This is a genomic window from Corynebacterium lehmanniae (genome assembly GCF_043161975.1).
Classification (GTDB): domain Bacteria; phylum Actinomycetota; class Actinomycetes; order Mycobacteriales; family Mycobacteriaceae; genus Corynebacterium; species Corynebacterium lehmanniae.
The window spans coordinates 2,231,664-2,243,179 of the sequence record NZ_CP170998.1; the positions used below are offsets into that span (position 1 = coordinate 2,231,664).

The following is an 11,516-nucleotide window of genomic DNA, read 5'->3' on the forward strand; positions in this document are numbered from 1 at the left end:
CTACGAAAAGGATCCACACTTATGTCCACTACGTTTAGCCGGTCTTCTTCCGGCGAAAAGATACATGGCGGTCTGCCTGAGCTGCACAGCGACGAACACATCGCGCAGTCCCGCGCCGAGTTCCAGATGGACCAGCTCTCAGCGGCTGACGCTGAGGTGATCAAAGAAAACCGGGCCGGTGACGTACCAGACGGAAACTTCTTGTCCTGGGCCATCACACTGTTCGGCACCGCTGTCGGCGCCGGCATTCTGTTCTTGCCCATTGATGCCGGAAGTTTCGGCTTCTGGCCGCTACTTTTCGCCACGTTCCTTGTCCTGCCGCTCGTGTTTTTCTCCCACCGCACGTATGCGCGCATTGTGTCCGCGTCCCCGGAAAAAGGGCTGGATGTCTTGCAGGTCGTCACAGCCTTAACCGGGCGCAAGCGCGGCCTGGCTACAGCCATCCTCTACTGGCTCGCCATCTACCCGACGGTGCTGATCTACGGCATCTCCATCACCAACACGGTGGACAGCATGATCGTCAACCAACTCAACGGGCCGCACGTGAACCGTGTCGTGCTCGCCACGATTTGCGTGGGCCTGATGACGGGTGCGTTCGCCCTGGGCAAGAAAGCAACCCTGTGGCTGGCCAACATCCTTGTCTACCCCCTCATCATCGCCCTCGCCGCGGTGTCCATCTACCTCATTCCTAAATGGGACCTCGCCGGCTTCATGGAGTACGAATCTGGCACTCCGCTGTGGAAGTCCATGCTGCTGCTTCTGCCGGTGATGGTGTTCTCCTTCAGCCACATGGCGGCGCTGTCCCAGTTCGCCCTCGACGTGCAAAAGAAGAAGAAGGGCGACGTCGCGGCCACCGAGCGCGAAGTGTCCAAGATTGAGCTGATCACCGCGATCATGCTCGTGTTCTTCACCATGTTCTTCGTGTGGTCCTGCTCGCTCACCCTCGGTGCGGAGGGCATGGATGAGGCCCGCGCGCAGAACATCCCGATCCTGTCCTACTTCGCCAATGTCACCAACACCCCGTTCATGGCGGTGATCAGCCCGGTGATCGCCATCTGCGCGATCGCATCTTCCTACTTCGGCCACATGCTGGGCACCGAGGAAGGAACGTCCTACCTCATCCGCGTGGCGGCTCCGAGCGTAGCGGACAGGATTAACCCGCAGGCGTTGCGCTGGTGCATCTACGTCTTCGTGTTCGTGACTACGGTTCTGGTGGCAGTGCTCAACCCGTCGATTCTGACGCTGATTTCCGCGGTCGGCGGCATCTTCGTCGCCTTCCTCGTCTACATCGTGCCCAACCTGCTGTTTAACAAGGCCACCGCGTTCAAGCATTACGCTCGCCGTCCAGACACGATTTTCGTCCTCATCATGGGATTGATCATCATGGGCGTGACTATCTGGCAAATGTTCTAAGAAAGGACCGCTTGTGCTTCGTGCAGATCTTTCCCTCTTCCCGGACTACAAGCCCGGAAAGTCCGACGAAACAAAATTGAAGTTGTCCGCCAACGAGGCGAACTTCGGGCCCCTGCCTACCGCGCTAGAAGCGATCCGTGAATCGGCGTTGCGGGCGAACCGGTACCCCATCTCCGGCTCGCCGGTGTTGCGAAAGGCGTTGGCTGATCGCCTAGGTCTATCGGAAGAGCAGGTTGCGGTCGCGCCCGGGGCGTCGGCGGTGATCCAGCAGGCCGTACTGATGACGTGTGCGGCAGGCGATGAGGTCCTCTTTCCCTGGCGCAGCTTCGAGGCATACCCGCTCTACGCTCGCGTCGGCGGGGCCACCCCGGTCCAGGTCCCACTCGGCGAGGATGAGGCGATTGATTTGGATGCGGTTGCAGACGCAATCACAGACCGCACCCGCCTCATCATCATTTGCAACCCGAATAACCCCACCGGCCTGACCATCACCAAAGACGAGTTCACTGAATTCATGCGGCGGGTTCCGGAAGACATCGTGGTGGTGTTGGATGAGGCGTATTACGAGTTCAACGATGCCAAGGACACTCCGGACGGCGTCGAGGAAATCGCGAAGTATCCAAACCTTATCGGTGCGCGTACCTTCTCTAAGGCCTACGGTTTGGCGGGGTTGCGTGTCGGCTACGGCTTCGGCAACCCGGAGCTGATTCGCTCGCTCGGTCTAGTTGCGCTTCCGCTCACTGTCACCGAACTTTCGGAGCTTGCAGCCGTCGCGTCGCTGGAGGCGCATGATGAACTCATGGTGCGAGTTAAAGAGACTCAAGCCCAGCGCGACCGGGTCTCTGAGGAGCTCGGCGTACAGCGTTCTCACGGAAACTTCGTCTGGATTCCAGGCGTGAACGGCGCTGAGATTGAGCAGAAGATCAGTGCCGAGGGCATCATCATCCGCAGCTACCCAGATTCGGGAGCGCGCGTGAGCATTACCGACGAGGCAGAGACTGATCAGTTCCTTACCGCATGGCGGCGCGCGGGACTGCCTGTTAGCACGTAAGACAGCCTGCTGTTCGCCCGTTCCTGCCGTAAAATAGCGCTATGACCAGCGTCTTCTACACCACGTATTAGCGGCCGAGCTTCGGCAGCTGGATTGCGCCGGACTGCAGCGCGAAGTTCGCGATTAGGCCGAGCACCGCGAGCACAACAGTGGCGATGATGCCGCCCTTGATGCCCGCCTCCAGCGGCTCGGACTTGTAGTCCTCGCCGTCCAGGCACGCCTGTACAGCCTGGGCGTTGTTCGCCTTCTGCTGCGCCGCGGTGTCGGTGGAACCGAATGCCTCGCCGACGGCCGCGGCGGTGCGCTGGATGCCGGTGAGCTTGTTCAGCTCCACGCCCTCGATCCCCTTCTCCGCCACGATTTCCTGGGTGACGCTCTTGGAGCCGATGCCGTCGAGCTCAAGCTTGCACACCGGAGTGTTCTTGCTGCCGGCCATGGTGTTGGACGCGGCGTCTGCGGGGCCGGCCGCCAGGGAAACGGCCATCGTGGCGGCAACCGCAGCGGCGGTGAACTTCTTCATGGGAAACTCCTGTTCAGGGGCGGGAAACAACAATAGTCAATATATCCTGCGCCGAGACGGCTGTCCGCAAGAGGCCGTGGTGTACACCCGTGGTCTCCCCAGTTATTGCTGCGAGTCGTGGTGTTTTATGATTCCGTGTGGCTTAAACCACTCACATCTTAAGGAGTACCTTTGACCACAGCGGGCAAAGAGTTCAATTTGGACCACCTCACCGTCGCCGACAAACGGCAGGTAGAGGAAAACCGGTCCGGCGCCGTCCCCGACGGCGGCACCCTGTCCTGGGCTATCACCCTGTTCGGCACCGCTGTCGGCGCCGGCATCCTGTTCCTCCCTATCGACGCCGGCAGTTTCGGCTTCGTCCCCCTACTGCTGATCACCCTGTTCATCGGCCCGATGGTGTTCTTCTCGCACCGCACCTACGCCCGCATCGTGGCCGCTTCCCCGGTCAAGGGCCTGGACGTGCTGCAGGTGGTCACCGCGCTCGCCGGCCGCAACCGCGGCCTGATGACGGGCCTGATGTACTGGCTGTCCATCTACCCCATCGTGCTCATCTATGGCGTGAGTATCACCAACACGATGGACAGCTTCGTGGTCAATCAGCTCCACGGCCCCGAGGTACCGCGCTGGCTCATGGCCATCCTGTGCGTCGGCGTGCTCACCGGCGCCTACGCCTTGGGCAAGAAGGCCACCCTGGCCTTTGCGAACCTGCTGGTCTACCCCCTGATCATCGCGCTGGCCGCGGTGTCGTTCTACCTCATCCCCCAGTGGGACCTGGCCAGCTTCCGCTCCTACGAGTCCGACGTGCCGTTCTGGAAGGCGATGCTGCTGATCCTGCCGGTGTTCGTGTTCTCCTTCAACCACATGCCGGCGATGTCCCAGTTCGCTCTGGACGTGCAGAAGAAGTACCCGGATGACCTGGAGTCCACCAAGAAGGCCGTGGCGAAGACCGAGCTCATCACCACCGGCCTGCTGGTGGTGTTCACCATGTTTTTCGTGTGGTCCTGCACCCTGGCGCTGGGCGCCGACGGCATGGACGCCGCCCGTGAGCAGAACATCCCCGTGCTGTCCTACCTGGCCAACGAGACCCACACGCCGTTCCTGGCGATCCTCTCCCCGATCGTTGCCCTCTGCGCGATTGCGTCGTCCTACTTCGGCCACGTCATGGGCGCCGAGGAAGGCACCACGTACCTGGTGCGTGCCGTGGCCCCTGGCGTCGCTGAGCGTATGGACCCGAAGAAGCTGCGCTGGGGCATCTACGTCTTCATTTTTGTCACCACGGTGATCGCCGGCATCCTCAACCCTTCGATCCTGGACCTCATCTCCGTGGTCGGCGGCGTGTTCATCACCTTCCTGGTGTACATCGTGCCGATGCTGCTATTCCGCTACGCCAAGGACTACCAGCGCTACGCCAACAAACCCGAAACCTGGTTCGTGTTCGTGCTGGGCGTGGTGATCATGGGCGTGGCCATCTGGCAGATGTTCGCGGGGTAATCACCTAGAGGTGCACGACTTCGAAGTCGCCGTGCTCGGCGAGGTACTCCGCCGCCACGGAGCGGTGGCAAACTCCGGGGTCGGGCTCTGAGCAGAGGAAGGCGGAGCCGTCGATAAGCTTGGGCATTGTGCGCTTGGCATATTCGGCGCGCAACTGCTTCGCAAACTCGTCGAACGGCAAGCCCTCCTTGCGGTACGCGCGCATGAGGTCCTCGCTGGGCGCGAGTGCTAGCTCGTGGGAGTAGCCGATGCCCGCGATGGTGTCGAGGAACCACGGCAAATCCGACTCCTTGGTAAAGCCGGCGAGCTGGTTTGTGTTGTGCCGCCGGATATCCACGACCTGCTTCACGCCATTGTCCCGGAGAATGCTGAAGAATTCCTCCGCGGTCTTCTTGCTGTAACCGATGGTGTAGAGCTGCATGTTTGCGACCATAGCGGTGCGGCTCGCGGTACGTTGGCGCGGTTGCGGACTCCGCATTGCGGACAATTTCGGGTGGACCAACTATTGGTAATTGCCAACGAAAAGTGGGTCGAGACTGTCGGAACTCGAGCGGCAGGAACTGTGATTTTGTAAAAGTTTACATGCGAAACAGTGCATAAGCTCGCTACCTGCGGTGTTAAATCTGGACGCTCGTCTTAATTGTCGATTCGTACAAAACCACCTAGAACCCGCCCCCACCGAGAGCCCACCCAGAACCTGCTCCGCCCCGGGCCCCGCGCCGGGCGCCTGCATCCAAACGCCCTTAACTACACTGCATAACCATGACTGAGGCGACCCCGCACCGCTATACGGCCGAGCTGGCCAACACCATCGAGCAGAAGTGGCAGGCGTACTGGCGCGACAACCAGACGTTTTATGCCCCGAACCCGGTCGGCGACCTTGCCACCGGCGAGGAGCTGCCCACAGACAAGCTCAACGTCCAGGACATGTTCCCCTACCCCTCTGGCGCGGGCCTGCACGTGGGCCACCCGCTGAGCTACATCGCCACGGACGTCTACGCGCGCTACAACCGCATGCTGGGCAAGAACGTGCTGCACACGCTGGGCTACGATGCCTTCGGCCTGCCCGCGGAGCAGTACGCCATCCAGACGGGCACGCACCCGCGCGTGACCACCGAGGCGAACATCGCGAACATGCGCCGCCAGCTGGCCATGCTGGGTCTCGGCCACGACCCGCGCCGTTCCGTGGCCACCACGGATCCGGAGTTTTACAAGTGGACGCAGTGGATCTTCCTGCAGATTTACAACGCCTGGTTCGACGAGGACCTGCAGAAGGCCCGCCCGATCGAGGACCTGGTCAAGGACCTCATGTCCGGCGCGCGTCAGACGAAGGACGGCCGCAACTTCCGCGACCTGACCACGGAGGAGAAGCACAAGGCTATCGACGAGTTCCGCCTCGTCTACCTCTCCGACTCTATGGTCAATTGGTGCCCGGGCCTGGGCACGGTGCTGGCGAACGAGGAGGTCACCGCCGAGGGCCGCTCGGAGCGCGGCAACTACCCGGTCTTCCGCAAGCGCCTGCGCCAGTGGATGATGCGCATCACCGACTACTCGGACCGCCTGCTCGACGACCTTGACCTGCTCGAGTGGCCGGAAAAGGTCAAGAGCATGCAGCGCAACTGGATCGGCCGTTCCCGCGGCGCGGACGTGCATTTCGCCTCCCCCGCCGGCGACATCACGGTCTTCACCACCCGCCCGGACACCCTTTTCGGCGCGTCCTACGTGGTGCTTGCGCCGGAGCATCCGCTTGTCGACGAGCTGGTCACCGCCTCCTACCCTTCCGACGTGGACAGCCGCTGGACCGGCGGCACCGACACCCCGCGCGAGGCAGTCGATGCCTACCTGCGCTCGATCGCCGCGAAGTCTGACGTGGAGCGCCAGGAGAACAAGGAAAAGACCGGCGTGTTCCTCGGCTCGTATGCCGTGAACCCGGTCAGCGGCGAAGAGGTGCCGATCTTCATCGCCGACTACGTCCTCACCGGCTACGGCACCGGCGCCATCATGGCGGTGCCGGCGCACGACGATCGCGACTACGAGTTCGCTACCGTCTTCGGCCTGCCCATCACCCCGGTGCTGGACGGCGATGTCTCCGAGGCGGCGTTCACCGGCGACGCGGAGCACATCAACTCCGCGAACGAGGACGGCCTGGATCTCAACGGCCTGGGCAAGGGTGAGGCTATTGAGCGGGCGATCCTTTGGCTCGTCGATAGGCAGAGGGGTTCCGAGAAGATCCAGTACAAGCTGCGCGACTGGCTGTTCGCGCGCCAGCGCTACTGGGGCGAGCCGTTCCCGATTGTGTACGACGAGAACGGCCAGGCGCACGGGCTGCCCGAGGACATGCTGCCGGTGGAGCTGCCGGAGGTGGAGGACTACAACCCCATCGCCTTCGACCCCGACGACGCCGACTCCGAGCCCGCCCCGCCGCTGGCTAAGGCCACCGACTGGGTCGAGGTCGAGCTGGACCTGGGCCACGGCAAGCAGAAGTACTGGCGCGACACCAACGTGATGCCGCAGTGGGCCGGTTCCTCCTGGTACCAGCTGCGCTACATCGACCCGACCAACGCCGACGCGCTGGTGGACATCGAGAACGAGCGCTACTGGACGGGCCCGCGCCCCGACGCGCACGGCGAAGGCGACCCGGGCGGCGTGGACCTCTACGTCGGCGGCGTGGAGCACGCGGTGCTGCACCTGCTCTACGCCCGCTTCTGGCACAAGGTGCTGTTTGACCTGGGCTTTGTCACCTCCCAGGAGCCGTACCGCCGCCTGTTCAACCAGGGCTACATCCAGGCCTACGCCTACACCGACTCGCGCGGCGTGTACGTGCCGGCCGCCGAGGTGGAGGAAAAGGACGGCAAGTTCTTCTACCAGGGCGAAGAGGTCAACCGCGAGTACGGCAAGATGGGCAAGTCCCTGAAGAACTCCGTCGCGCCCGATGATGTGGTGGAAGAGTACGGCGCCGACACGCTGCGCGTCTACGAGATGTCCATGGGGCCTTTGGACACCTCCCGCCCGTGGGCGACCAAGGACGTCGTCGGCGCGCACCGCTTCCTGCAGCGCCTGTGGCGCCTGGCCGTCGACGAGGCCACCGGTGAGACGTCGGTCGTGGACACCGCGCTCACGGACGAGGACTCCAAGGCCCTGCACCGCACTATCGCCGGCGTGCGCGATGACTACGAGCACCTGCGCGACAACACCGTCGCCGCCAAGCTCATCGAGTACGTCAACTACCTGACCAAGACCTACCCGAACGGTGCGCCGCGTGCCGCCGTCGAGCCGCTGGTGCAGATGGTCTCGCCGCTCGCACCCCACATCGCCGAAGAGCTCTGGTCGGTGCTGGGCCACTCCGAGACCATCACGTTCGAGCCGTTCCCGGAGTTCGAGGAGCAATGGCTTGTCGACGACACCGTGGAAGTGCCCGTCCAAATCAACGGCAAGGTCAAGGCGCACATCGACGTCGCCACCGACGCCTCCAAGGACGACCTCGAGGCCGCAGCACTTGCCGACGAGCGCGTCGCCGACCTGGTGGCCGGCAAGAACGTGGTGAAGGTGATCGCCATCCCGGGCCGCATGGTCAACCTGGTGGTGAAGTAGGGGGCTTGGGCTTTGGGGCGGGGGCCGCCCGGCCCCGGCCCGCCCGACCCCAATTTATTCACCCGCCGGGGCCTCCTCGGTGAACAAATCCCTTTTTGAGTGGTTGAATTGTTCATTTTCCCCAGGTCGCTACGCCCACGAGAGTGATCTATTCATCGCGCGGTGAATGAATTTGCCCGGGCGGCGAAAGTCGGGCGGGCCGGGCCCTGCCCCGCGACCCCTCCCGACACATCGCGGCCGAATCTGTCAGGCGGCCCGCAAACCCCCAGGTCGGCGCAAACGGCTGCCGTGATGTGTCAGGAGCCCGGCCGGCCCGGCCCCGCCTGCCGCCCGGGTCTGTGACTGGTGTGACTGATAAAGTCCCAAGTGAACGGAACCCACGATCACGAAGGATGAGTGCATGTCCACCCCTTATAACGGCGGCGGGTACGAGCCGTACCCGGAGCACCCGGAAGGCAGCCACCCGGAAAACGGCACCGGCGACACCGGCGACCGGGCCGGCGACTACCCGGCCTACAGCAGCCCGAACACCGAAAGCACCTACGACGCGTTCGAGGTGAACTCGGCGGCGTCGATGGCCGGCGCCTCCGCGTTGCGCTTCCACGGCCAGCAGCTCACTGACAACGCCCCCGGCGACGGCGTGTCCCCGCACCCGATCAACGACCCGGCGTCGAACGGCTGGTTCCACGTGAAGGGCACCGGCAAGCTCGAGGTCATGGAGGCGCTGAGCTGGGGCGGCAAGGCGCTGTTCGGCAACGCCAAGCTGTGGATCCCGCTGGGCGTGGCCTGCACGGTGCTCGCGGTGCTGGGCCAGTTCTTGCCGGGCGCGGGTGCAGCCATCGGCTCGATCGGCATGCTGCTGCTCGCGCCGTGGATGGTTGGCGTGGCGTTGCAGCAGACGCTGGTGAAGCAGTTCACGTACAACGAGGCGAAGGCGCCGGCGTACGGCAAGACGCTGGGCGTGACGGCGTTGCTCGGCGTTGTAGCGATGATCGTCTCCATGATCCTGCTCATGGTGCTCGCGTTCGGCGCGCTGACCACCATCGACCCGTCCACGCTGCCGGATAACCTGGAAAACCTCACCCCGGAGGAGATGTGGAACATCGTCCGCCCGATTCTGGGCGCGTTGGCCGTCACGGGTGTGATTGGCCTGCTGGTGCTGCCGTTTTTCATGTTCCAGGCGTGGTACGCGGCGGATAATAACGGCTCGTTCGGCAACGCTATTTCCGCCGGTTTCAAGGCTGGCGCGTCGAATTACCTGAAGATCCTGGGCTTCGTGGTGCTCGCCGGGTTGATCAACATCGTTGGTGCGGCGCTGTTCTTCGTCGGCCTGATTGTCACGATGCCCGGCACCATGCTCGCCGCGGCGCACGCGTACCGCCAGATCTCCGGCGGTCCGGTGCCCAAGGAAGCTACAGCGTAACGACGGCGCGTCCGCTCCACCCACCATCGAGCAGCGAACGCCCAACTTCTTTAACGCCGTCCAATCCGACTTCTTCGGTGCGGATGGCGTTGGTGTCTACGGATTCGTCGAGGAGCGACCACGCCTCGTCGCGAAGCTTGTTCGGCGCGTCGACGGAGTTGATGCCCACCAGCTGCACCCCGCGCAGGATGAACGGCAGGACGCTGGCGGGCAGGTCGTTGCCGGCGGCCATGCCGCAGGCGGTGGCCACGCCGCCCCACTGCAGCTGCGACAGCGCGTTGGCCAAAACGGTGGAGCCGACGGTGTCCACCACGCCGGCCAGGCGAGCCTTCTGCAGCGGCTTGCCGGCCTCGGCGAACTCGGCGCGGTCCACAACCTCAGCGGCGCCGAGCTCCTTCAGCCAGGCGCCATGCTTATCGACGCGCCCCGTCAACGCCCACACCTCATACCCCCGCGCCGCCAGGAGCTGCACCGCGATAGATCCGACGCCGCCGGTGGCGCCGGTGACGAGCACGGGGCCGTCGAGAGGCGAAAGCGCGACGCGCTCCAGACCTGCGACCGAAAGTGCTGCGGTGTAGCCCGCGGTGCCGATCGCGGCCGCCTCGAACGCGGAGAAGCGCTCGGGCACGCGGGTGATGTCTTTAGCGTCGATACGCATCTGCGGGGTGTAGCCGCCGTGGCGGCGCTCACCGATGCCGCGGCCGTTGACGGTGACCAGCGTGCCGTCCTCGAGGGTGCCCACCGCGTCGATGCCCGGCACCGTCGGCAGTTCGCGCAGGATGCCGCGGTTGCCGGACAGCGCCATCGCGTCCTTGTAGTTCACCGACGAGTGGCTCACGTTGATCAGGGTGTCGCCCTCACCCGCGAACGCCGCTTGCGGCTCTATGATCTCCGGTCCATTTTCAGTGACAATCAAGCTGCGATTCATGGCCGCCAGCATAGGCGCACAGGCTGATGTCTGCGGACAGTTTAATCTGGTGTCATGGTTTCCGTGCGGCCGACGACTAGGGTGCTGAAGACGCTCAACGGATCTGACAAACTTCCCCCGCGAACTGCCGCGGCGTACCGATGTGCAACGCGAGTCGACGATCCAGATACGCAGGTCAACTACCTGCGGGAGGCGGTTTCACACGCCCAAGAGGAGCTCGCATTAGCCACCTACATTCAGAAGAGATTCGACCAGGGCATCTTCGAACGGCACCGCAGTTTCGCGGATCCCATCTTCGAGTCGCGCGACACGGCGCGGCCAGCTGGCGCGGCGCTGTAGTGCACGCGGGAGGCGAGTATGCCTGGCTTGTCTATGTGGCAATCCACGACCACTTCCACTCGGAAGTGAAAGCTGCATTGCAAGGTATGCGGCGGGCCGGCACACTTGGACCAAGCGGCGCCGCGGGTGGCGGGCGCGACCTTACGCTGTGAACCGGTGCACAACCAGAGCCATCGAGTGACCCCCAAGGTCAGGTGGCGCCCCCTCGATGGCGGCGCGGCACCCGGAGCCTAGGAGCCAAGCTGGCCAGCGTCCGGCGAACCGCGAATTCGCCCCGCGACAAGGCCGCGCCGGATGGTCGCCCTCGGACCGCGACGCTGCGGCTGGCGAGGGAGCGGACCAGGGTCAGACCGAGGAGAGCGCCCTTGCCTTGATCTGGTCGAACTCCTGCTGGGTAATCGCTCCCGAGTCGAGAAGGGCCTTCGCCGAGGCGATCTCATCGGTCGGGCTCGATCCGGCGGAGCCGCCGGCGACGGACTTGATGTACTCATCCTGCCGCTGCTGGAGCTCCTGGCGCGCCTCGACCGCGCGGTCGGTCATCCCCCGACCTCGAACAAGCAGGTACGCGAGCATTCCGATGAACGGCAGCACGATGATGAACACCACCCACAGCGCCTTCGCGAAGCCGCCGAGGTCCTTGCTGCGGAAGAGATCTCCGAAGATCCACCACAGGGACATGAGCCATGCGAAGAAGATGAAGAACTCGAACATGGCGAGTAGGAATGAGCCGTTGTCGTCGAACATCTGCTGACTGCCTCCT

General features: G+C 63.9%; 10 protein-coding genes. 6 read left to right on the forward strand and 4 right to left on the reverse strand.

The window, feature by feature from the left end; all coding sequences use genetic code 11:
• The first annotated feature begins 21 nt into the window (after window positions 1-21).
• The gene (locus ACF3NP_RS10645; protein WP_181889342.1) at window positions 22-1,413 is read left to right on the forward strand and encodes an aromatic amino acid transport family protein; all 1,392 of its coding nucleotides are present in this window, start codon (window positions 22-24) and stop codon (window positions 1,411-1,413) included.
• A gap of 13 nt (window positions 1,414-1,426) precedes the next feature.
• The gene (locus tag ACF3NP_RS10650; RefSeq protein ID WP_181889341.1) at window positions 1,427-2,464 is read left to right on the forward strand and encodes a histidinol-phosphate transaminase; all 1,038 of its coding nucleotides are present in this window, start codon (window positions 1,427-1,429) and stop codon (window positions 2,462-2,464) included.
• A gap of 67 nt (window positions 2,465-2,531) precedes the next feature.
• Here ACF3NP_RS10650 and ACF3NP_RS10655 read toward each other — a convergent pair whose 3' ends face one another.
• Window positions 2,532-2,984, reverse strand: coding sequence for a hypothetical protein (locus tag ACF3NP_RS10655; RefSeq protein ID WP_181889340.1), 453 nt, complete (start codon window positions 2,982-2,984; stop codon window positions 2,532-2,534).
• Window positions 2,985-3,155: 171 nt separating this feature from the next.
• Between ACF3NP_RS10655 and ACF3NP_RS10660 the strand changes: the two genes are divergently transcribed.
• Window positions 3,156-4,475 carry an amino acid permease gene (locus ACF3NP_RS10660; protein WP_181889339.1) on the forward strand — a complete coding sequence of 440 codons (1,320 nt, stop codon included), beginning with the start codon at window positions 3,156-3,158 and terminating at the stop codon, window positions 4,473-4,475.
• Between the two features lie 4 nt (window positions 4,476-4,479).
• Here ACF3NP_RS10660 and ACF3NP_RS10665 read toward each other — a convergent pair whose 3' ends face one another.
• A complete protein-coding gene (locus ACF3NP_RS10665) occupies window positions 4,480-4,896 on the reverse strand; it encodes a DUF488 domain-containing protein (RefSeq protein ID WP_236883437.1) in 417 nt (138 codons plus the stop codon).
• Window positions 4,897-5,237: 341 nt separating this feature from the next.
• On the opposite strand from ACF3NP_RS10665, the gene leuS reads away from it, so the two are divergent.
• The gene (leuS, locus tag ACF3NP_RS10670) at window positions 5,238-8,066 is read left to right on the forward strand and encodes a leucine--tRNA ligase (protein WP_181889337.1); all 2,829 of its coding nucleotides are present in this window, start codon (window positions 5,238-5,240) and stop codon (window positions 8,064-8,066) included.
• 400 nt (window positions 8,067-8,466) lie between these two features.
• Window positions 8,467-9,489: a DUF2189 domain-containing protein gene (locus tag ACF3NP_RS10675; protein ID WP_392398678.1), complete on the forward strand. Its 1,023-nt coding sequence runs from the start codon at window positions 8,467-8,469 to the stop codon at window positions 9,487-9,489.
• Here the strand turns inward: ACF3NP_RS10675 and ACF3NP_RS10680 are convergent.
• Window positions 9,479-10,417, reverse strand: coding sequence for an acrylyl-CoA reductase family protein (locus tag ACF3NP_RS10680; protein ID WP_239356510.1), 939 nt, complete (start codon window positions 10,415-10,417; stop codon window positions 9,479-9,481). The genes ACF3NP_RS10675 and ACF3NP_RS10680 overlap by 11 nt on opposite strands.
• 54 nt (window positions 10,418-10,471) lie before the next feature.
• Here ACF3NP_RS10680 and ACF3NP_RS10685 point away from each other — a divergent pair, with 54 nt between their 5' ends.
• Complete coding sequence (locus ACF3NP_RS10685; protein WP_070472274.1) at window positions 10,472-10,756, forward strand: hypothetical protein; 285 nt, start codon at window positions 10,472-10,474, stop codon at window positions 10,754-10,756.
• Between the two features lie 345 nt (window positions 10,757-11,101).
• Here the strand turns inward: ACF3NP_RS10685 and ACF3NP_RS10690 are convergent, their stop codons facing one another.
• The gene (locus tag ACF3NP_RS10690) at window positions 11,102-11,500 is read right to left on the reverse strand and encodes an SHOCT domain-containing protein (RefSeq protein WP_181889334.1); all 399 of its coding nucleotides are present in this window, start codon (window positions 11,498-11,500) and stop codon (window positions 11,102-11,104) included.
• Window positions 11,501-11,516: the final 16 nt, after the last annotated feature.

Excerpts from the sequence above, each read along its gene's own strand:
- ACF3NP_RS10655 (WP_181889340.1), bottom strand. The coding sequence starts at position 2,984 with ATGAAGAAGTTCACCGCCGCTGCGGTTGCCGCCACGATGGCCGTTTCC.
- ACF3NP_RS10690 (WP_181889334.1), bottom strand. The coding sequence starts at position 11,500 with ATGTTCGACGACAACGGCTCATTCCTACTCGCCATGTTCGAGTTCTTC.
- ACF3NP_RS10665 (WP_236883437.1), bottom strand. The coding sequence starts at position 4,896 with ATGCAGCTCTACACCATCGGTTACAGCAAGAAGACCGCGGAGGAATTC.
- ACF3NP_RS10680 (WP_239356510.1), bottom strand. The coding sequence starts at position 10,417 with ATGAATCGCAGCTTGATTGTCACTGAAAATGGACCGGAGATCATAGAG.
- ACF3NP_RS10645 (WP_181889342.1), top strand. The coding sequence starts at position 22 with ATGTCCACTACGTTTAGCCGGTCTTCTTCCGGCGAAAAGATACATGGC.
- ACF3NP_RS10685 (WP_070472274.1), top strand. The coding sequence starts at position 10,472 with ATGGTTTCCGTGCGGCCGACGACTAGGGTGCTGAAGACGCTCAACGGA.
- leuS (WP_181889337.1), top strand. The coding sequence starts at position 5,238 with ATGACTGAGGCGACCCCGCACCGCTATACGGCCGAGCTGGCCAACACC.
- ACF3NP_RS10675 (WP_392398678.1), top strand. The coding sequence starts at position 8,467 with ATGTCCACCCCTTATAACGGCGGCGGGTACGAGCCGTACCCGGAGCAC.